Origin of the sequence: Gelidibacter sediminis (genome assembly GCF_004364975.1) — a bacterium.
Classification (GTDB): domain Bacteria; phylum Bacteroidota; class Bacteroidia; order Flavobacteriales; family Flavobacteriaceae; genus Gelidibacter; species Gelidibacter sediminis.
On sequence record NZ_SOBW01000008.1, the window covers coordinates 200,508 to 222,322 of the forward strand.

The following is a 21,815-nucleotide window of genomic DNA, read 5'->3' on the forward strand; positions in this document are numbered from 1 at the left end:
ACATTAAATTAGGAATTTAATACTTATAAAAATGCTAAAAAACATCACATATATTTTTACCATCGCAGTTGTTACAAGTGCTGCAACTTTTGCGCAAGAGCGTACTAAAGATACTTTGGATCCTGAAGTAGTTACTGTGGTAAAGGCGTATACGCCAACGGTTGCAGACGCTTTTAAAATAAAGGAAACACCAGTTCTGGATGATGATACCAACACGACCAAAAAGGAGATTAAGTATAATATATTTTCCATTCCGGTGGCGTCAACCTTTACCCCAGCTAAAGGCAAGGCCGCAACTGTCAATAAGCCTAAAGCGATTAAATTGTATGATAACTATACCTCGTTGGGCTTAGGGACTTATACCACTATTTTAGGTGAAGTTTATTTAAATCATGAGTTGGGTAGAGGCGAACATCTTGGAGGGTATTTAACACACCATTCCTCCAGTGGCGGCATTGAAGAAGCCTTGATGGATGATGATTTTATTGACACCAAACTGAACGTCAATTACAGCCAAAAACTCCGCGATTTATCGTGGACAGTAGATGCCGGTGGACTCTATCAAAAATTTAATTGGTACGGACTTCCACAGCCCTATTTTAATGCAACTACTGCGGATGAACTTGACGGCAGTCACTCTTTTTATGGAGGCAATGTAGGGGCAAAGGTAAAATTATATGATTATTTGTTTAAGGATGCGAGTGCCCGTTACAGAAGGTTCGGAGATAACCAAGGCTCTGGAGAAAACCGATTTGTGTTAAAAGCTTCTGCCGATTTGCCTATTCAGGATGAATTGATTTCTACTGAAGTTAAGGTGGATTATGTTGGTGGAGCCTTTGAGAGGAATTATTATAACGATACAGAGTTGCGATATGGCAATGTAGCATTCGGCTTCGCACCTAGTTATCAATTGACGCAAGACGATTTGACACTTAATTTAGGAGTTAATTTGGTCTATATGAGAGATACAGAATTGAGTGACGGTGGGTTTTTTATCTATCCAAATATTACAGCCACCTACAGATTGGTTGACGAATTAATGATTGCCTTTGCAGGGTTGGAAGGGGACCTGAATCAAAATTCATATTATGATTTTGCGCAGGCCAATCCGTATTTGTCGCCGACACTTACCATCACTCCAACAGATCAAAAGTATAAAGGGCATGTGGGTTTAAAAGGTAAATTATCTAACAGTATTGGGTACAGCGTGAGTGGGCATTATATGAATGAAGCCAACAAAGCGTTGTACAAGGCAAATCCTGTTTTACCTAATGCAACTAAAGATTATCAATATGGCAACTCCTTTGAGATGGTTTATGATGATGTTAAAACAGTATCCTTTGCGGGTGAGGTAAACGTAGACGTTAATAGAAATTTTAAATTAGGAATTAAGGCTGAATATTTTTCATATACTACAGATACACAATCAGAAGCGTGGAACATGCCAGACCTTAAAGGGTCCTTATTTTTAGATTACCAAATTGACGAGAATTGGTTTGCAGGTGCGGGCTTATTCTATGTTGGAGAACGAAAAGACCAATTCTATGTGGCCGATTTGACAGCACCAATGCTGCAAACAATGTCGTTAGATAGTTATTTTGATGCCAATGCACATGTGGGCTACAGACTTAATGATCAACTTTCGTTTTACATAAAGGCCAATAATATTGCCAATCAAGAATATAAACGTTGGCTACACACGCCAGTACAAGGCATTCAAGCCTTAGCAGGCGCAACCTACCAATTTGATTTTTAATACATCCCCGCGAAAGCGGGGATCCCATCTGATTAGAATAATTCAATATCAGACAGACATTATAGCAAAAAAGCATCCAACATCTTGGATGCTTTTCTTATTTTTACTTTACAAATTTTGCTAACTGAAACCATCCTGTCAAATGAAAAAACTAATCACCTTTCTACTTATAGTCACCGTATTGTCCTGTGAAAAAGACAAAATTGAAGTCGACACTATTGTTATTAACGGCAATGTATATACAGTGGATGAGGGTTTTGGAAAAGCCGAAGCTTTTGCAATCAAGGACGGAAAATTCTTGGAAATAGGAAGTACTAACTCGATACAAGAGACCTATGCTTCAACTAATGTTGTCGATGCCAAGGGGCAAACCATAGTGCCTGGTTTAATTGATGCCCACTGCCACTTCTTGGGCCTGGGTTTAAATCAGCAATCGGTGAATTTGGTTGGGACTAAAAGTTTCGAGGAAATCATTCAACGTATCAGCGATTTTCAAAATGAGAAAAATCTTGATTTTATAATAGGTCGTGGTTGGGATCAAAATGATTGGGAAACAAAGGAATTTCCAAATAAAGCCTTATTAGACGAATTATATCCTAATACACCAATTGCGCTAACGCGTATCGACGGGCACGCTATTTTAGCCAATCAAGCGGCTTTAGATTTAGGTAAGGTTACCGTTAATAGTAAAGTTGAAGGTGGCGAAGTAGTGGTAGAAAACGGGCAACTTACAGGTATTTTGGTTGATAACGCTGAAAACTTGGTGATGGATTATTGGCCACAGTCCTCCAAGCAGGAACTGGTCAATGCACTTTTAGACGCACAAAAAATATGTTTTGATTATGGATTGACTACTGTGGATGATGCCGGTTTGTCGCGACAAGCTATTGAGCTTATTGACAGTTTGCAACAGACAGGAGATTTGAACATTCGCGTGTATGCCATGGTCTCAGGATCAAAAGAAAACGTGGATTATTACTTAAAAAAAGGAACGCGTAAAACAGATAAGCTTAATGTTAGTAGTTTTAAATTCTATGCTGATGGGGCTTTAGGATCGCGAGGAGCCATGTTAAGAAAGCCTTATACTGACAAGCCTAACCATTATGGATTGATGGTGACTGATTTGGAAACGTTTAATAAGGCAGCACAACGCATTGCCAATTCTGATTTCCAAATGAACACACATGCCATTGGAGATTCTGCCAATCATGCCGTATTAAATACCTATACCAAAGTTTTGAAAGACAAAGCAGATAGACGCTGGCGTGTGGAACACGCACAAATAATCTCTCCTAAAGATTTTGATTTGTATAAAAACATTATGCCATCAGTACAGCCCACCCACGCTACATCTGATATGTATTGGGCAGAAGACAGATTAGGGGCAGAACGTGTAAAAGGTGCCTATGCCTTTAAACAATTGTTGGATGCTTATGGTAAAGTGGCGTTAGGAACTGATTTCCCTGTGGAGCAAGTGAGTCCGTTTTTAACCTTTTATGCCGCCGTTGCGCGTCAGGATTTGGACAAGTATCCAAAGGATGGCTATCAAATGGAGAACGCGTTAACAAGAGAAGAAACGTTAAGAGGGATGACCATTTGGGCGGCTTACTCTAATTTCGAAGAAAAAGAAAAAGGCAGTATCGAAAAAGGAAAATTTGCAGATTTTATCATTTTAGATAAAGATATCATGACGGTTGAAGTACACGATATTCCAAATATTAAAGTGCAGAAGACTTTTGTAGGCGGAGTGAAGCAATAAATTATTAAAGTACAACGCGTTTGATACCATTTGGTAACGTCGTCACGTGAAAATATAGAAATAGCCCTAACTTGTAATTTCCATGTTTTAAGTAAGTTATAACTTGAGCGAGATGGACATCTGTAAAACCTTCAACGGTTTTAATTTCTATGACGACTTTATTCTCAACTAATAAATCAACCCTATAGCCGTGGTCTAGTTTTACATCCTTGTAAATAATTGGCATCGGTTTTTCTTTTTGAATGTTAAGCCCGTGTAGTAAAAGCTCGTGCAGTAAACATTCTTTATAGGCTGATTCTAATAAACCTGGGCCAAGTTGTTTATGAACTTCAATTGCACAACCGATTATTTTATTAGACAGTTCATTTTCTATAATCACGATTTTTAGTATTGACCATTTGTAACACTAAGTTACTCAAAGAAGTCACAAAATTTCACAAAGATTACATATAAAGAATTTTTTGTGGTTGTTGTGACTACTTAGTGTTTTTTGTGGTACAGCAATCTCACCAAAGTATTCATTAAAATATTCGAGCTAAATAATCATAATAGTCACCCTCCATCACCAACTCACAGGTTAGCCCTACAGATTCACAGGCTGTTGCTAGAGTTTCAAAATCTAAATACAACCAAGTGATTAAGGGTTCAGATTCACCTTTATAGCTCAACAAATAATCAAGTTCACCATAATAGTTGGCATGTAGGTCTTGCCAATAGCCGCCATCGTCATCTTCATACATATATTTAATATCTGTAGAATCAATTAAAATTTGCCCTCCTGGGTTTAAAAGCGTTTTAAGATGCGTCAAATAAATTGAAACCTTAGCGACTTCCTGAAAAATACCGGTGCCATTCATCATCAATAAAATAGTGTCAAACTTTTCGGTTTCGTCTAAAATGGAGATTAGTTCCGCATTTTTCACACCGCGCTTTTGTGTCACTTCAATAGCGCCTTTAGAAACATCAATCGCTTTTATTTCAAGACCTTTGTTCTGAAGATATAAACTATGGCTTCCTGCACCACAGCCAACATCCAGTACTCGTCCTTTGGCAAGTTGCAACGCTTGTTGTTCCAATTTGGACATGTCTTGATAATCCCTAAACAAGTAGGAAAGCGGCAACTCATCGTCTTCAGAGATATTTGTAGAAGTAACAATGTCCTCTGAAAAATTTCCATTGAAATAATCTAATAATGCGGTTCCGAAAAGGTCTTTCATCGATAAAGTGGTTACATTTCCGCACTCACGGAAATCTTAAGATTTAAAAGTATTATTTTTACACCATGCAAGACCTTATTAATAATCTTCCAAAGCTCGCCAAAGATAAGCATAAGGAAAATAAAACCTTCTTTACCAAGCTTAAAAAGAAACCACCTAAGCAGCTCGATTATATTATGCAAGACCTGCATGAGGAAGAATTTAAACGCACTGATTGTCTAACTTGCGCCAACTGTTGTAAAACCACAGGACCATTATTTACAGATAAAGATGTGGATAGAATTGCCAAGCACTTTAGGTTAAAACCTTCTCAGTTTATTGAGCAGTATCTCAGAGTTGACGAGGAGAATGATTATGTATTACAAAGTGTCCCTTGTACATTTCTCGGTGCTGATAATTATTGTTCAATCTACGATGTGAGACCAAAAGCATGCCGTGAGTTTCCACATACGGATCGAAAAAAGTTTCAGCAAATTTCATATCTTACCCTTAAAAATGTCGCTATTTGTCCCGCCGCATTTAATATTGTGGAGGATATGAAACGCCGTATCAAACTTTAAAATTAGTCCATGAAAAAGTACATACTGTTTTTTGTTTTAAGTATAGTGCCGTTAAGTTTTTGCGTTGCCCAAGAGTGGTTGACATCGTTGGATGCGGCTAAGCGTATTGCTCTAGTTCAGGATAAGATGTTGTTTATGGTTTGGGAAGATGCTGCAGAAATTCCATATCCGGTTATTATTCTTGATGACAAAGGACGTGAAGTTGTATTTGATAACTTATTTGAACATCCCGAAATCAACAGGGTGATTTGGGAATATTTTGTGCCCGTTAAAGTAAGTGAAGATCTTTATCCAAAGTTGTATGATGACATTAAAGACATTAGAAGCGCAAGTTATATAAAGCAATTTGAGGATGACAATATAAAGGTAATAGATAGTAATGGTATGATTGTGAATACGTCCCATTCTCCAGAAGCTTATTTTAATTTAACAGAATTTATTACCCACTATGCCATAAACACAGCCTATTTAAAAGCCGAATTAGACAACTATTCCCAGCATCAAGATTTTAATACGGCCTTTAGATTAGCTTCAAAATATTTGGATTACGCTATTTTGGTCAATAAGCACGCTAGGGCAGACATTATTCAGGTGGCTACATTGTACTTGGATGATGCTGATAGGTACTTGTCAGAACATAGTCAAGAAGATAAAGACCATTTAGCCCGGAAAATAGAATTGTTGCGATTGTCAGAACATCTCATTGAAGATCGGCCGAGAAAGGTGCTTCGTGCCTTAAAAAAAATGGGTCTCTCTGATGTTGATACATCGAACAAGGATTTACTGGCGTTTCTATATTACACAGCTTATGTATTGAATAACGACAAAAAAGATGCTGAAGAGTGGGAAAGCCAAGTTTCTTCAGTAAATTTGAAAAGAGCGCAATTAATCATCAATAGCCACCTATAAGATTATGGAAAGTATCATCAATTATTTCGAAACCATTCCAACGCTCCACAGAAGTCTGATTCTTGTTGGGGGCATTACCTTGTTTTGGCTTTTGGAAGGTGTTTTGCCACTATTCAAGTTTACCTATAAGAAATGGAACCATGCAGTGCCAAATATATTTTTCACCTTGACCACGGTGGCGGTCAATTTCGGATTGGCGTTTTTATTGTTGCAAACCTCCGATTGGGTCAAAGTGAATGATTTTGGAATTATCAATTGGTTGCCTGACATGCCCTTATGGTTATATGCTTTGTTGGGTGTTTTGCTACTCGATTTTGTAGGCGCGTATTTGCCGCATTATGTAGAGCATAGAGTTAAGGTCTTATGGATGGTGCATTTGGTGCATCATACAGATCATAATGTGGATACCACAACTGCTAATAGACATCATCCGTTAGAGAGTGTGATCCGTTTTGCGTTTACACTTTTTGGCGTATTTATCATTGGTACCCCAATCGCTTTGGTTTTTTTATACCAATCCATGTCTTTAATCGCCACACAATTCACCCATGCCAATATTAAATTGCCACGAACACTAGATAAGCTGATAAGCTATGTGTTAGTGTCGCCAGACATGCATAAGGTGCACCATCACTATGTTCTACCGTACACTGATAGCAACTACGGAAATATCTTTTCAATATGGGACCGTATGTTTGGTACATTCATGGTGCTAGACAGAGAAAAAATTGTCTACGGGGTAGACACCTTTCCTGATGAAGTTGCCAATGGAAACATCGGCGAACTCTTAAAACAGCCGTTCCATAAGTATAGAAAGCCTACCACTAGTAATATGTAAACGGTGGAATAACTCTTCCTTCTACCTCTTACGGGTATAATGTATAACGTTTTCTAATTTCCTTAAACTTTTCAAGCCCGTTGGCCCAAGTCGCTTTTATTTCCTTTTCAGAAAGTCCCTGTTCAATTTGTTTTTGAAGTTGTGATGTGCCCGCTAATTTCACAAAAAACGAATTGAAAAACGTCTTCTTGTTTGAAGTATGTCTATAAGTTTCAATTACATATTCTAAATTAATTCCTGGCGCGACTTCAGATTGGGCCAAATTTCTCCCATAACACAATTTTCCTAACTGTGGCGGTGCTGTTGCCCCAGGTTTAGACTGTGGTGTGAAGCGATAATCAAAATGATTTTTATCCAATTCTGGACTTCCAAATACTTGAAATTGGGTATCGGTGCCACGACCAACGCTCACATTGGTGCCTTCAAAAAAACACAAGCTTGGGTACAAAGCAATGGACTGGTCATTTGGTAAGTTTGGCGAAGGTTTTATAGGTAAACTATAAGGCAGGTCATACGTGTAGTTTTCCATTGAGATAATTGTCAAGTCACACTGAATGCCGTTTTTCAACCATTTTTCGCCGTTGATCATTTGAGCGTATTCCGCAATAGTCATTCCGTGCGCAATCGGGATAGGATGCATGCCCACAAAACTGGTATGTGCTTTTTCTAAAATTGGGCCGTCAATATAATGGCCGTTGGGGTTTGGTCTGTCTAAAATTAGTAATGGAATGTTGGCTTCGGCACAGGCTTCCATCACATAATGCAGGGTGGAAATATACGTGTAGAAGCGCACGCCGACATCTTGAATATCAAAAACCATAATATCTAAACCTTCAAGTTGTGCTGGCTTCGGTTTTTTATTATCGCCATATAAAGAGATGATTGGCAACCTCGTTTTTGGATCTAAGCCGTCCTTGATTTCTTCGCCTGCATCTGCCGTGCCTCTAAACCCATGCTCTGGAGAAAAAACTTTTTTCACATTGATTTTTAAGCTTAACAATGAATCTACAAGGTGCGTATAAGCAGCGCCTTTATCGTTCTTACGCTTGCCATCTTTAAAAATAACGCTCGATTGATTGCCCACAAAGCCCACACGTTTGCCTTTTAACACTTTCAAATAATTCTCTGTTCGGTTGGCGCCAACTTTTATGGGCTGCTGGCTCAAGTCTGCGGTTGGCGATTCGTTTTTTGCAATCCTCGCTCCGTGGTCAGCAGTCTTAATACTTCGTTCTTGAGACTTAGTACCACGCACCCCATTCCCACAGGAAATCAATATCAAAACAAGTCCCATTATTATCGGGAAAAACGTATTTTTGAACATCTTTAATCGCATTTTAAATTTTGAATTACGAGTTTTTTATAGCTAAACGTATTATAGGCAGTAAAGCGTATAAAAGTAGTGTATCAGCCCCGATAATAAAAATTGGTATTACTGCCATTGCTATCGGTATTGTGGTGATGTTGATTGCGATTGCAACAGGTATCGGACTTCAGCAAAAGATACGGGATAAGGTGGTGGCTTTTAATGGCCATGTAACCATTACAAATTTTGATAGTAACGCATCAGACGAATCTGAAATTCCAATCAGTAAAAATCAAGAATTCTATCCGGAGTTTAAAGATGTTAAAGGCATCAGCCATGTGCAAGCTACAGCAACAAAATTTGGGGTGGTTCGTACAGAAACGGATTTTGAAGGCGTCGTGCTTAAAGGTGTAGGTTCTGATTATGATTGGCGCTATTTTCAAGAGTTTTTGACCGAAGGCCGATTGCCGGATTATTCAGGTGAAATGAGCAATGAGGTGCTTATTTCGCAATACTTGGCCAACCGTTTGCAATTCAAGTTGGGCGATAGTTTTCAGACGGTATTTAAAAAAGAGCGCATTGATCAGATGCCGTTTTTAAGAGCTTTTGAAATTGTAGGGATTTACAATTCGGGTTTTAAAGAATTGGACGAAAAATTTGTGATGGGCGATATTCGTCACGTACAGCGACTCAATAAATGGGATGAAAACCTAGTAGGGAATTTTGAAGTGTTTATTGACGATTTCAATCAAATCGAATTAAAAGGCATGGAAATCTACGATACGATTCCCTCAGATCTTGATGCCGTTACCGTACAACAAAAATATGTGTCTATTTTTGAATGGATCAGCATTTTTGATAACAATACTTATGGAATTATTGGGATTATGATTCTGGTAGCGGGAATTAATATGATTACGGCCTTATTGGTATTAATTTTGGAGCGTACCCAAATGATTGGGATTCTCAAAGCCTTAGGAAGTAATAATTGGAGCATCAGAAAAGTATTCCTCTACAACGCCACCTATTTAATTGGATTGGGATTGTTTTGGGGGAATTTAATCGGGTTAGGACTGTTGTTCGCTCAAAAATATTTTGGATTGGTTCCGCTAAATCCTGAAGTGTATTATGTATCAGAAGCTCCGGTGTATCTTAGCCTTGATTACATACTATTGCTCAATTTAGGAACTTTTATCGTGTGTTTGTTGATGCTCTTAATTCCTTCAGTGATTATTACCAAAATATCTCCGGTTAAGGCGATGCGGTTTGATTAGTCTTCAGTAGGCAGTTTTCAGTAATCAGTCTTCAGTTGGCAGTAGCTTATTAAGTGGATAATTATTTCTCCCGCTGTCAGAACAACTTTGTGAAACTTTGTGCGCCTTCGTGAAACTTTGTGCAATAGGTTTTTAGATCTGATTATAATCATACGGCATGTTTCAAAATTCAAATTTTTTCCGTGTAACTCTGTGACTTCTCTGTGGATCTCTGTGCAATTCCCAATTCAATAAATCAAAAAATCCCCTTACCTTTGCAGTCTTAAATTGAAACAGATGCAATACGCAGAAAATATACTTGAAACCATTGGGAACACCCCACTGGTAAAACTGAATAAATTGACCAAGGACTTACCGTGTTTGGTGTTGGCTAAATACGAAACCTTCAATCCGGGGAATTCTGTAAAAGACAGAATGGCCGTAAAAATGATTGAAGATGCCGAAGCACAAGGTCTCTTAAAACCAGGAGGAACCATCATTGAAGGGACTTCAGGAAACACGGGAATGGGCTTGGCTTTAGCCGCCATCGTAAAAGGCTACAAATGTATTTTTGTGCTTTCTGACAAACAATCTAAAGAAAAAATGGATATCCTTCGTGCTGTCGGTGCTGAGGTTATCGTTTGTCCGACAGATGTAGAGCCAACAGATCCGAGAAGTTATTATTCGGTTTCTAAGCGTTTGGGAGAGGAAACTCCAAATTCATGGTACGTTAATCAGTACGATAATTTAAGCAATACCAAGGCACATTACGAAAGTACAGGTCCTGAAATCTGGAAACAAACTGGTGGAAAGATTACGAATTTTGTGGTTGGTGTTGGAACTGGAGGCACCATTTCTGGTGTTGGAAAATATTTGAAGGAACAAAATCCCGACATTAAGATATGGGGAATTGACACGTATGGTAGCGTGTTCAAAAAATACCACGAAACGGGAATTTTTGACGAGAATGAAATCTATCCTTATGTAACCGAAGGTATTGGCGAGGATATTCTTCCTAAAAATGTCAATTTTGATATTATCGACGGATTTGAGAAAGTAACGGATAAAGATGCCGCCGTTTACACGCAATTATTGGCAAAGGAGGAAGGCATGTTTTTAGGGAATTCTGCTGGAGCTGCAATTAAAGGGTTGTTGCAATTGAAAGATCATTTCACAAAAGACGATGTTGTGGTGGTGTTATTCCATGATCACGGCAGTCGGTATGTAGGAAAGATGTTCAACAATGAGTGGATGAAGAAGATGGGGTATATCGATTAGGTGTAATTAGTTTTACACTATAATTGGGAAATAATAATAGACCGCTTCGCTGTTAGAATCGAGAATAGAGACATTGTTTTCGATGTTTAGAGCAAGTAGAAATATTTAATAAATTTAAAAAGCGTCATGAAAATTAATTTCATGACGCTTTTTTTATAAAGTTTAATGTGTGATTATTTCACATGTACTCGAACACCTTCGCTATGACTGGTGAATTCAGGAGCATACATACTTTGGATGGTGGTAATCCCATTGCTCATATTTCCTTTGTTATTCACACGTAAGTCATATTCAAAAACATAGATGCCTTTTGGTAAATAATCGAAGAAGAAATTTGTTGCGGCGTCTTTAGTGCTTTCATAATAACCTAATCCGTCTTGATATTTATAAGTTGACATCACATTGATTGGTTCAAATCCTGCTGCTCGCATATCTTTCATATGAATAAATTCCATATCTCTATCGCTTCTTAATTCGATGCGTACGCACACCAAATCGCCAACTTTTAATACTGTTTCAGAGGTGATTTCAGAAATCTGTTCGCCTGTATCGGTGTTGGTTTTTAAGAATAATTTCTTTTGTAATTGCAAAGGCGTTTCAGCAAAGGTAATCTTGTCCAAATTCTCAAAATACTGCCAGTACAATCCGCCCCAAGCAATGCCGTCACCTTTTTTGGTCAGCGTAACGTCTGCCATTTCTGGTTGAATTTCAGATCCGCTCCAAAAAGTTTTGTAATATCCCGTTCCAGCTTCAACTTTTACATTCTCCAATTTTGATGGCGCAATCGTTTTACCACCTAATGTCACATCTACTTGTTCTGTGACGCTTAACCAATCGCTACCTTGTAATAGTAAAGCATACACGGCTTCATTAGTTGCTTTGGTGGTGTTCCAACTATTGGTCTGTTTGTTTTTAAGTAACCAAATTTTTAAATTATCGACTGTTTTAATGTCCTTTCGAATCTCTGAAAACGCTTCAATCATAAGCGCTTGGGTCTCCACGGGCGCTTGGTACCAGAACCAAGACGGTTGATTTTCTTTCCAATACATTCCTAATTCGTCCGAAGTAATACTGTTTTCTCTTAACGACTTTAAAATGCTTTCAGCAGTTTTAGAATCTTTGGAGCGGTGCGACACCAACGCCATCAACCCTTTGGCGTATAAGGATTGTTTCAACCAATACTTCTGAATTTGAGTCTGGTAATATTTTGTAATGGTTTCTACTTCTTTAGATTTTGGAATGTCCGTAAAAAAGCTGCGCATATATAAATAATGCAATTGGGTGTAGCTCAAATGATCTTTCGTTAAGTCAACCTTTTTATCGTATTTACGAAGGTCTTTATATTCCTGAACAAATTCAGCATCTAAATAGGCGATTGCTTTTTTAATCATGGCATCATTAGACCCTTCGGCTGCGCTCAGGGAAACATCCAACTGTTTTAAATGTCCAAATCCAGTAATAATCTGCTGGGTAATAAATCGATTCGGGCGTCCGCCTTCAAACCAAGCCCAAGCCCCATTATTCATTTGACTGTTTTGAAGTTTGCGTTGCGCAGCTTGCAATTCATTACTCATTTTATTCATATCGAACAATAGCGCAATACGCTTTTTTTGTTCGGTTTCCGATTGTGCATCTCGAAGCCAAGGTGTTTCCGAAATCAAGATACTTTTCAGATCGGCATTCTTTTCCAAATTGCTTAGCAAGGCATCCGTTGAAGCCCACTGATCAAACACTTCCTTGATTCTCGGATTGCTGTTGGCAATATGGCTCGCTAAGGCATTGGCGTAATATCTGCTGAACGTTTGCTCATTATTATCATATGGATATTCCATCAAATAAGGTAATGCCTGAACGGCATACCACGCCGGATTGGAAGTCATCTCCAAAGTCAGTTTATGGTTTTTAAGTGTAGAAGAGGTGTTGGACTTTAACTTATCTAAAGTGAAGGTTCGCGTTTCATTGGAGCGAATCCACATTGGTAAAGTTTCAGTCACTAACATTCTGTTCGATAGGACAGGAAGTACATTTTGCTCGCCATCATTAAAATTACCAGACTTAGCAATGATTTTATATTGCACCGCATCTACATCGTCAGGAATGGTCAAACTCCAAGTTAAATCGGTATTGCCTTTTGCATCCACAGAAAAGGATTTGCGATTATCGGCATTATTGAGTTTTGCATCAATTGCTTGTCCAGTAATGGCATCAAATAGCTGTAAAACCGCTTCGCCAGATAACTGTTGTTCCGTCAGATTCGCAATTTTAGTGCTGATTGAAATGTCGTCCCCATGACGTAAAAAACGCGGGGCATTAGGAATGACCATCAATTCTTTTTGGGTAACTGTTTCTAAAGTGGTGGTTGCACTCTCTAAACCTTTGGTATGCGCCAACAACTGCAATTTCCATTTGGTCAATGCCTCAGGAGTTGTAAAGCTAAACGTCACATGGCCTTCAGCATCCGTTTGTAATTGTGGATAGAAAAACACGGTTTCTTGCAGATTTCTACGGATGGCAACGGTTTCTAGATTCTCTTTATGTGGTGAGGCTGATTCCTCATTTTTAGAGGTTGCAGAACCAACGGTATTGCTTTTAGGTTGCTTGCCAAATCCAACAACCACTTCTTCTAATTCTGCATCGGCTTGTTCATTGACTATATTAGATTCAAGCATTTGAACACCACTAACTTTTCCTCTTATCATTATTGACATATTCCTGTCATTCCCAAAATTGAATCCAAACCAATTCCATTGGTCATAATTTTGATGAGGGAAATTGAAATTGCTGTTTGGTAGATACACGTAAAAATTAGTGTTCCCAAAACTTTTCAGGGCTTGTCTTTTAGAGTTGCTATAATAAATAGGTTGGTGCAGCGGACTAAATTGCCATTGGTGCGGCGTAAATTGGTCTAAAGACATGTCATACATGCTCGCCAACAATTCAGCACTTACTTTATCACCTTGAGGACCTTTGATGTTAAAACTCCACGTTTCATCAGTTCCTGGTTTCAATTTGTCTCTAAAGGTCTTGGTTTCAATGGTCAATTCTGATTTTGGATACGGCACAGTAATGGTTTTTGTGCCCGATTCAAAACTATTAAAAGCAGCAAAACTGTAATGAATCGCGAATCCGCCCAAATCTGCTTCAGTTACCGGAATAGCAATCGTTTTTTTGTTATTGCTTAACGGAATCAAATAGGTTTTGATGATGTTCTGATTTTTTTCAACATCAACCGTAACCATCACGTCGTCAGCCGCGCTACCAAACGTCATAATCACATTTTGACCTTTTTTGTAGGATGATTGGTCAGTGGATACACTAAATAATTGATGATCAGGCAGTGTTTTGTCATTTGGACTGAATACAAACGTCTGCGCTTCATCTTTAACCAACTGGCCAAATCTATCTTTGCTTTCTAAAACAACCACATAATTTCCAGAATCCCATTTTTTTATAGTGCCTAAGTCGATGATTTTCGACTTGGACGTATCAAAATGAGCTTCAAAAACAAGGGCGCCTTTCTCCCAAGTATTCGGGTTATGTTCGTCTTGATACGCTTCATGCGGAAATAGTTTTTTAAATTCTTCACGAGTTAATGCTGGATAATCTGGTGCTGCCCATGGACGAGGTCTTAAAACTTCATTTGGGGCCTTGAGTTTGTAAATTTTGACAGTCCCTGTAGCGGGCACAAATTCACCATTTAAATTTTTTGAGGTTAAGGTCAATTGATGATTTTTTTTGGTTTTATCCAATTGATCATCAATGGTGACAGTAGCCAAAAGCGAATGATAACCGACGTTTACGATGGTGGTAGCGCTTCGTGTTTCGCCATTGAGATCTGTAACGTCAGCGGTGATTTCATAATTGAAGACCGGCAGATTGGCTTTATCTACGCTTTCATCAGGAATGGCTTTAAAGTTGATCTTAAAATTCCCATCTTTATCAGTGCTGGCTTCACCGTGGGCAACTTCTTGTGGTTGACTGTTAAAATAAGGTCTGGACCAATAATACCAACGCGGATATTGCACTTTTCTATGCACGCGATACACCACTTTAGCATCTGTGATGGAGCTTCCGGCATAAGCCAACGCTTTGCCCTTTATTGAAATAGAATCATTGACTTTAAAGGTTTCTGTGATTGGATTAAACGTCGTTTCAAATTTTGGACGCTTGTACTCTTCAACCAAAAAATTGGTAGCGCTCGTACTGCCAGCCAACATAATTATTGAATAATTACCGTTTAGGCCGTCGTTTGGCAAGATAAATTCGCCAGAAACAGATCCAAAATCATTGGTTTTGAGGTTCATTTCCTTCACCAATTCGCCATTTACATTCTTTAAACTAAGTTTCCCCTCTTGATTGGCATAAACCACCGTTTTTCCATTTTCACTTTTCGTTGCAATCCCTTTAAAATAGACGGTTTGCCCTGGTCTATAAATGCTCCTATCTGTGAATACAAAAGGCTTGAATGTTATCTTTGCCTCGTCGTCATTTTCGTTATAATACCCGTTAGTGTAATGATCCTTAAAATATGCAACGTCTCCATTATAATTGACGGTGATATCCATATTATAATAACGATTATTGGCAGTCTTCAAGGTGAATTCACCATTTGAATTCGTTACAAAGTCCGCCGTTTTAAAGCTGTTATTATAATTTTCCTGATACTTAATTGATACTTTTGCGCCAACCAAAGGGCTGCCGTTGGTTCTATTTATGATTTGAAATAATTCTTTCTCCGCATCCGATCTGGTTACAAAGGCACTATTGGTGACTTGTATGACGTCAAACCCGTAAAATGACTCATCAGATTTTTCAGGGGATGCTACAATTAAATAGTGGCCATTTGGTAATTTTGGAATGACGACTTCTGTGCTGTGCTGTTGATAATCCTGCTCGTTTTTTAGTTGACTTTGCCATTCTTCCGTGCTTTTTAGCGAATTAATAAAGGCAAGACGCTCTTCTTTTCTGTAGGTTTTGTTAAAGCGCTCTAATTCAGTTTTTGTGAGTTTAATGGCTTTGAATGCTAATCTTTTCAAATTAGAATAACGCACCAACATCAAACTGTGGGTTTGGACAGGAATATTCTTTTCAACGGTTAGTTGGAGTGTAGGCTTAAGAATGCGTTGTTTTAAAACTTCACATTTTTCAGCCCCTTTACTTTTAGGGAATTGTTTCAGTACCGCATCACATAAAGCCAATGCTTCCTTAAGTTTCCATCGATTTTTATCTATTTCGGTTTGAGAACGATCGTCCTGATGTGATGCAATTGTATTGTTATAATACCCCAGTGATGCAATTTCAAAATTATAAAGTGCTGACACCTCATGGGTTTTATAGGTTTCAGCAGCTTTTTTGAGTGTGTTTAAGTAAATAGCATCCTTATCAGTTAAAGTACTGTTGGTTTTCACGAACTGCAGACGCTTGATGTCTACATCAGCTAAGGCTTGTGGATCTTTATCTTTCAGATGGAAACTAATCAAATCTTGATAGATGTGGAGCGCTTTTAATTGTAAAGAAGTAGAATCTTGATGTGTGATTTTTAATTCAGAAAAGGTTTTGGCATCCGCTAAAAATTCAGGGGCATCAATGGTGAATTTATAGGCGGGTTGGGTGATGCTATTTTCATCGGTTTGGTAAAATTCCAAAGCATTATGACTTAAAAAATCAAAAAGTGTAGGTCGGAAAACTTTTGATTCGTTCTCTAATTGTAACAAGTCGTCAAAATTTGATAACGGAGTTTTTTGAAGCTGTGGCTCATTTTGAAGTGAATTTCCATAATGACAATCAATTTCTTCAAAAAGGGTTTTTAAATCCCAAGTTCTGAAATCGTCTGCATTGACCTTCTCTTCTGTTTGGGTCCGATTATAGAATCGGTAGCGATTATTTTGAAAATACTGCCAGTAAAGATTGGCGAGCATATTTTCTAAAATATTCTTAGTTGGGGCTTCACTTTTTGCAATTTGTGATTTAAAATCGTTAACCACTTTAAGTTGTGCGTCTTCTTCTAAAACAAGCGCATACTTACTTTTATAAAGCAAACTCTTGATGTTTTGTGTTGGGTTTTTCTCCGCTAACGCTAATTTGGAAATTTGATCCACAACTTCCAAGGCTGATTTTGGCAATCCGTCGTTCTCAAATTTCTCAACTTTTTTCCATAAGTTTTCGTAAGAATTGGATTGCGCTTGCGTAGCATTAGAAAAAACAAGGATTATGAAGATTGTTATAAGATGTTTCATCATAGTATTAAAATTAATTCTTGTAATGAGGATTAGCTTTTCACTTAATCACAGTTAAAAACTGATAAATGAGCTTAATTTGAGTGAAGTTAACATATTTTGAAGTTAACTTTTCTTACTTTTTTATAATTTGCAAAAACAATACCACAAGTATGCGTATTTTTGAATTCATCTACTTCCCTATGAAAATAACGTTCTATATCTTCTTTTTATCTTTCGCGGTTGTTGGGCAAAACGACTTTAAAAAAGCGGATCAATTTTTCGCATCTAAACAATTTAGTCAGGCCGAAACTTTGATGGTTTCTTATGTGAAAGCGCATCCAAAGGATGAAAAAGGCATTGAATTATTAGGTGATGCATACGGGCATCAAAAGAAGTGGGATCAAGCCATTGATTGTTATAAAAAATTGGTACAGTTGCGTCCAACAGCCGCTAATTATCATTACAAGTATGGAGGAGCTCTGGGTATGAAAGCCTTGTCTGTAAGTAAATTACAAGCTCTAGGAATTATTGGTGATGTTAAGAAGGCTTTTACCACGGCTGCTAATTTAGATCCAAAACATATTGAAACACGATGGGCATTGGTGGAATTATATATGCAACTACCCACAATTATCGGAGGAAGCAAAAGCAAATCGATGAAATATGCAGAGGAGCTACATAAAATTTCTAAAGTAGATGGGTTTTTAGCAAAAGGCTATATTTATGAATACGATAAGGACTATGACGCTGCTGAAAAGTATTATAAACTTGCGGTTACAGAAGGCGGCTCGTTGCATTGTTATGATAAATTGACCAGTATATATAAGGCTAAAAATCAACCGGAAAACATGATAGCCACTATGGAAGCGGCTTACGACAAACACAAATCGAATGTGCTCAATTATGACATAGGGAAAGTTTCAGCAGATTATCAAGTTGATTTTGACAAAGGTGAGAAACATCTTCAATTGTATATCAAAAACTATCAATCGGTTGATAGTGTTTCAAAAGCTTGGGCACATTACCGTTTAGCACAAATTTACAAACATCAAAACCATATAACCGAAGCCTTAACATCTATTGAATTATCTCTATCGGAATCGCCAACTATTGAGGCGTTTAAGAAGGAAAAGGCCGCGATTTTAAAATTATAAATCGGTTTATGTGCGGAGGGCTCCGCTGTAAATTTCTAGCCGATAATGCTGCATATCCCCTACAAAATCATGCGGCTTTTCGTCTCAAAAAAACTATCTTTGAACCTTTCAAAATTAAACTATGAACGTACATTTTATAGCTATTGGTGGCAGTGCCATGCACAACCTTGCCATTGCATTACACAATAAAGGGGAGCAGGTTACTGGAAGTGATGATGAGATTTATGAACCTTCAAAATCGAGATTAAAAGCCAAGGGTTTATTGCCAGAGTATTTTGGTTGGTTTCCAGAAAAAATCACTACATCTTTGGATGCTATAGTTTTAGGGATGCATGCAAAAGCAGACAATCCAGAACTTTTGAAAGCGCAGGAATTAGGTTTGAAAATCTACAGTTATCCTGAGTTTTTATACGAGCAATCAAAACATAAAACTCGAGTGGTCATTGGTGGAAGCCATGGAAAAACCACTATTACATCCATGATTTTGCATGTGATGCATTACCATGACAGAGATGTGGATTATATGGTGGGAGCGCAGTTGGAAGGATTTGATGTGATGGTAAAATTGACAAATGATAATGATTTTATCGTATTAGAAGGCGATGAATATTTAAGTTCCCCAATCGATAGACGACCTAAATTTCATTTGTATCAGCCAAATATTGCCTTATTGAGCGGCATTGCTTGGGATCATATTAACGTGTTTCCAACGTATGAAAATTATGTGGAGCAATTTAAAATATTTGTAGACAGCATTGTCAATGGTGGCAGTATCACTTACAATGAAGAGGATGCAGAGGTGAAACGCGTGGTGGAGGCCTCAGAAAACACTATTAGAAAACTGCCATATCACACTCCGGAATATACAGTTGGAAACGGCGAAACGCTTTTGGAAACCCCTGAAGGACCATTGCCAATAGAGGTTTTTGGAAAGCATAATTTAAATAATCTTGCTGGCGCCAAATGGATTTGTCAGCATATGGGCGTAGATGAGGATGATTTCTATGAAGCTATTGCCAGTTTTAAAGGGGCGAGCAAACGTTTGGAAAAAATAGGAGAGGGCGGTAATAGTATCGCCTTTAAAGATTTCGCACATTCGCCCAGTAAAGTACAGGCGACCACAAATGCAGTAAAGGAGCAATTTCCTGACCGAACAGTGGTGGCGTGTTTGGAATTGCACACCTATAGCAGTTTGAATGCGGAATTTTTGAAGGAATATAAAGGCACGCTAGATGCTGCCGATGTTGCCGTCGTGTTCTATTCGCCGCACGCAGTAGAAATTAAAAAGCTGAAAGCGGTCACACATGAGCAAATTGCTACAGCTTTTGAACGTGATGATTTAATAATTTATACCAATCCGGACGATTTTAAAAACTTCTTGTTTTCGCAGAATTTTGATAACAAAGTGTTGTTGTTGATGAGTTCAGGGACGTATGGTGGATTAAATTTTGATGACGTTAAAAAGATGATGGTTTAAGTCCATTTCAATTGCGTACCTATAAATTTTAAACATAAAAAAAGCCATTTACAAGTGTAAATGGCTTTTTAATTAAATATCGTTTAATCTTATTTAATCTCAACTATCTTATTTAATCTCAACTAATTCTAGTTCGAAAACTAAATCTTGACCAGCTAATGGATGATTTCCATCAACCACAATATGATCATCTTTTACATCTACTACTCTAAATTGGTGCTCTGTTCCGTCAGGGCCTTTAGATGCTAATCCCATTCCAACTTCTGGTTGAATATCTTGAGGTAATTGTTCCTTTTGTACTTGATGAAATAATTCTTGTTGAACATCGCCGTAAGCTTCTTCTTTAGCAATTTCCACAGTTTTCTTTTCGTTTACCTTCATATCAAGAATGGCATTTTCAAAACCAGGAATCAATTTGCCTTCACCAATAGTAACTTCCAATGGCTCACGCTCCAAAGACGTGTCAAAAACTTGTCCGTTGGTTAATTTTCCTGTGTAATGTACTTTTACCGTATCATTCTTCTTTACTTGACTCATAAATCCTTTTTAATATTAATATGTTCTGCAAAATTATGATTTATAAGCCGATAGCCAAGATAATATCGTCTTAATCCGATTTAATTAAGAAAAGCTTAACGTAGTGGACTCTAATACTGGACTATACGAACCAAAATGGGAGAGGGTGCGCTTTAGCACACCCTCTATGGTTTAATTTCTCTTAATCAATTAAATCGATTGATTTAAATAGATGGATCTGCAGGAGTATTAGGATTATTTTCCCTTTCGATCGATGGGTATGGATAATAATTTCTATTTCTTTCATTGGTGGTGTTAGATTCCCTAGGTACTATAAAATCAGGATGAAATCGTTTACTGTCTTCAAATCTTAATCCTGTCAGAAACAATTCAATACTTCTGTTTTTATATATTTCTTCTAAAATTGCATTTTGGTTGGATGCATCTCCTGACCAAGCAGGTAAGTTCGCATTAACACCTAATGGATCATTATCTTTTTGTCTAACCAAATTTAATTGGATAACCGCTTTATCCAATTCATTTTTTCGAGCATACGCTTCTGCTTTTATCAGTAGCATTTCACCTGGGAGATATATAGGGATGGATGAAGTATTGGTTGCGAAAAACCCAAGCATTTCACTTATTGCCTGACCACCAGCATCAGCATTGGCAAAACCAAGATCAGCTCCTAAATAAAAGTCCACACGACCGTCTCCTGCTTCCGGTTGATAACTTCCGAGCAATCCAAAATTTGTTTGTGGTTTTAAATCGGTTGAGTTTACGGTTCTATTCCATATAGGATTTTGGTTGTTGGCATCATAAATCCACATTGAATTGGTAGCATCAGTATGGTTTATCACTGCATTAGCCGCTGTGATGGCGCCATCATAATTTCCTGCCATCAATTCATATCTTGCAAGATAGGCATTAATCGTTTTTTCCATGTTAAATTCTGACCAAAGCACTCTCGATTTAAATTCGTCAGACATTGGCGTTGTAGCCAACATATCCCTTGCTTCCTTTAATAAGGAAATAGATGTGGCCAAGACAGTTGACCTGTCACTAAATGGAGCTGCACCGTCAGGAGAGTTGTTGATTGGCACTTGTTCAAACATTTCAATTAAAGAACCAAGAGTCATTGCCTTAAATAAATTGCCATATGCTAAAAGTCCGCTTTTGGTTCCAGCTGAAAGTTCTACAGTATTTGCACCTTCAATCAGAGATTCAGCCATTCCTTTGGCACGTAACAATACTATCCACGGATTTGTGATTCCGCCACTTTCACTTGGTAGTTCAGCGCCGCCTCTTGCCAATTCATTAATATTTAAAAAGGTATTGGTTACGCCCAACTCTCTAGTTGTAATGCCTGGGGCTTCAATAATCTGTCGCAATGCGAAAACTGAATAGTATTGTCTAACGCCAGTGGCAAGGGCAAAAAGACCTCCCTTAGTACCTAGAACAACATCCTCAGTTGGATTATTTGGGTTCTCAAACTCGGTGTCGCAAGCAGTAAATAAACTACTACCAATAAGCAAAGCACCTATAATTGTATAAAATTTTATATGTTTCATTTTTAT

15 protein-coding genes are annotated in these 21,815 nt (G+C 37.9%); 9 read left to right on the plus strand and 6 right to left on the minus strand.

The annotated features are described in order from the left end of the window. Positions 1 to 31: 31 nt before the first annotated feature. Positions 32 to 1,756, plus strand: a complete 1,725-nt coding sequence (locus BXY82_RS07560; protein WP_133757600.1) for a TonB-dependent receptor — start codon at positions 32 to 34, stop codon at positions 1,754 to 1,756. A gap of 142 nt (positions 1,757 to 1,898) precedes the next feature. Further along, positions 1,899 to 3,515, plus strand: a complete 1,617-nt coding sequence (locus BXY82_RS07565; protein WP_133757601.1) for an amidohydrolase — start codon at positions 1,899 to 1,901, stop codon at positions 3,513 to 3,515. Between the two features lie 4 nt (positions 3,516 to 3,519). Here BXY82_RS07565 and BXY82_RS07570 read toward each other — a convergent pair whose 3' ends face one another. After that, positions 3,520 to 3,894: a GxxExxY protein gene (locus tag BXY82_RS07570; protein ID WP_317128575.1), complete on the minus strand. Its 375-nt coding sequence runs from the start codon at positions 3,892 to 3,894 to the stop codon at positions 3,520 to 3,522. Positions 3,895 to 4,036: 142 nt separating this feature from the next. Next, positions 4,037 to 4,732 carry a class I SAM-dependent methyltransferase gene (locus tag BXY82_RS07575; protein WP_133757602.1) on the minus strand — a complete coding sequence of 232 codons (696 nt, stop codon included), beginning with the start codon at positions 4,730 to 4,732 and terminating at the stop codon, positions 4,037 to 4,039. Between the two features lie 65 nt (positions 4,733 to 4,797). Between BXY82_RS07575 and BXY82_RS07580 the strand changes: the two genes are divergently transcribed. From BXY82_RS07580 to BXY82_RS07590, 3 genes are read left to right on the plus strand one after another with little or no spacing between them, the layout of a single operon-like run. After that, positions 4,798 to 5,292, plus strand: coding sequence for a YkgJ family cysteine cluster protein (locus BXY82_RS07580; RefSeq protein ID WP_133757603.1), 495 nt, complete (start codon positions 4,798 to 4,800; stop codon positions 5,290 to 5,292). A 9-nt stretch (positions 5,293 to 5,301) separates the two neighbouring features. Further along, a complete protein-coding gene (locus tag BXY82_RS07585) occupies positions 5,302 to 6,201 on the plus strand; it encodes a hypothetical protein (protein ID WP_133757604.1) in 900 nt (299 codons plus the stop codon). Between the two features lie 4 nt (positions 6,202 to 6,205). Then, the gene (locus BXY82_RS07590) at positions 6,206 to 7,039 is read left to right on the plus strand and encodes a sterol desaturase family protein (protein WP_133757605.1); all 834 of its coding nucleotides are present in this window, start codon (positions 6,206 to 6,208) and stop codon (positions 7,037 to 7,039) included. Positions 7,040 to 7,067: 28 nt separating this feature from the next. Here the strand turns inward: BXY82_RS07590 and BXY82_RS07595 are convergent, their stop codons facing one another. Continuing rightward, positions 7,068 to 8,372 carry an exo-beta-N-acetylmuramidase NamZ family protein gene (locus BXY82_RS07595; RefSeq protein ID WP_133757606.1) on the minus strand — a complete coding sequence of 435 codons (1,305 nt, stop codon included), beginning with the start codon at positions 8,370 to 8,372 and terminating at the stop codon, positions 7,068 to 7,070. Between the two features lie 8 nt (positions 8,373 to 8,380). Here BXY82_RS07595 and BXY82_RS07600 point away from each other — a divergent pair, with 8 nt between their 5' ends. Further along, positions 8,381 to 9,616, plus strand: a complete 1,236-nt coding sequence (locus tag BXY82_RS07600; protein ID WP_133757607.1) for an ABC transporter permease — start codon at positions 8,381 to 8,383, stop codon at positions 9,614 to 9,616. A gap of 276 nt (positions 9,617 to 9,892) precedes the next feature. Continuing rightward, a complete protein-coding gene (locus BXY82_RS07605) occupies positions 9,893 to 10,873 on the plus strand; it encodes a PLP-dependent cysteine synthase family protein (RefSeq protein WP_133757608.1) in 981 nt (326 codons plus the stop codon). A gap of 173 nt (positions 10,874 to 11,046) precedes the next feature. Here the strand turns inward: BXY82_RS07605 and BXY82_RS07610 are convergent, their stop codons facing one another. After that, positions 11,047 to 17,109 carry an alpha-2-macroglobulin family protein gene (locus BXY82_RS07610; protein ID WP_133758615.1) on the minus strand — a complete coding sequence of 2,021 codons (6,063 nt, stop codon included), beginning with the start codon at positions 17,107 to 17,109 and terminating at the stop codon, positions 11,047 to 11,049. Between the two features lie 182 nt (positions 17,110 to 17,291). On the opposite strand from BXY82_RS07610, the gene BXY82_RS07615 reads away from it, so the two are divergent. Further along, the gene (locus BXY82_RS07615; protein WP_133757609.1) at positions 17,292 to 18,245 is read left to right on the plus strand and encodes a tetratricopeptide repeat protein; all 954 of its coding nucleotides are present in this window, start codon (positions 17,292 to 17,294) and stop codon (positions 18,243 to 18,245) included. Positions 18,246 to 18,366: 121 nt separating this feature from the next. Then, positions 18,367 to 19,722, plus strand: coding sequence for a UDP-N-acetylmuramate--L-alanine ligase (locus BXY82_RS07620; protein WP_133757610.1), 1,356 nt, complete (start codon positions 18,367 to 18,369; stop codon positions 19,720 to 19,722). Between the two features lie 108 nt (positions 19,723 to 19,830). Here BXY82_RS07620 and BXY82_RS07625 read toward each other — a convergent pair whose 3' ends face one another. Next, complete coding sequence (locus BXY82_RS07625) at positions 19,831 to 20,259, minus strand: FKBP-type peptidyl-prolyl cis-trans isomerase (RefSeq protein WP_133757611.1); 429 nt, start codon at positions 20,257 to 20,259, stop codon at positions 19,831 to 19,833. Positions 20,260 to 20,462: 203 nt separating this feature from the next. Then, complete coding sequence (locus BXY82_RS07630) at positions 20,463 to 21,809, minus strand: RagB/SusD family nutrient uptake outer membrane protein (RefSeq protein WP_133757612.1); 1,347 nt, start codon at positions 21,807 to 21,809, stop codon at positions 20,463 to 20,465. Between the last annotated feature and the right edge of the window lie 6 nt (positions 21,810 to 21,815).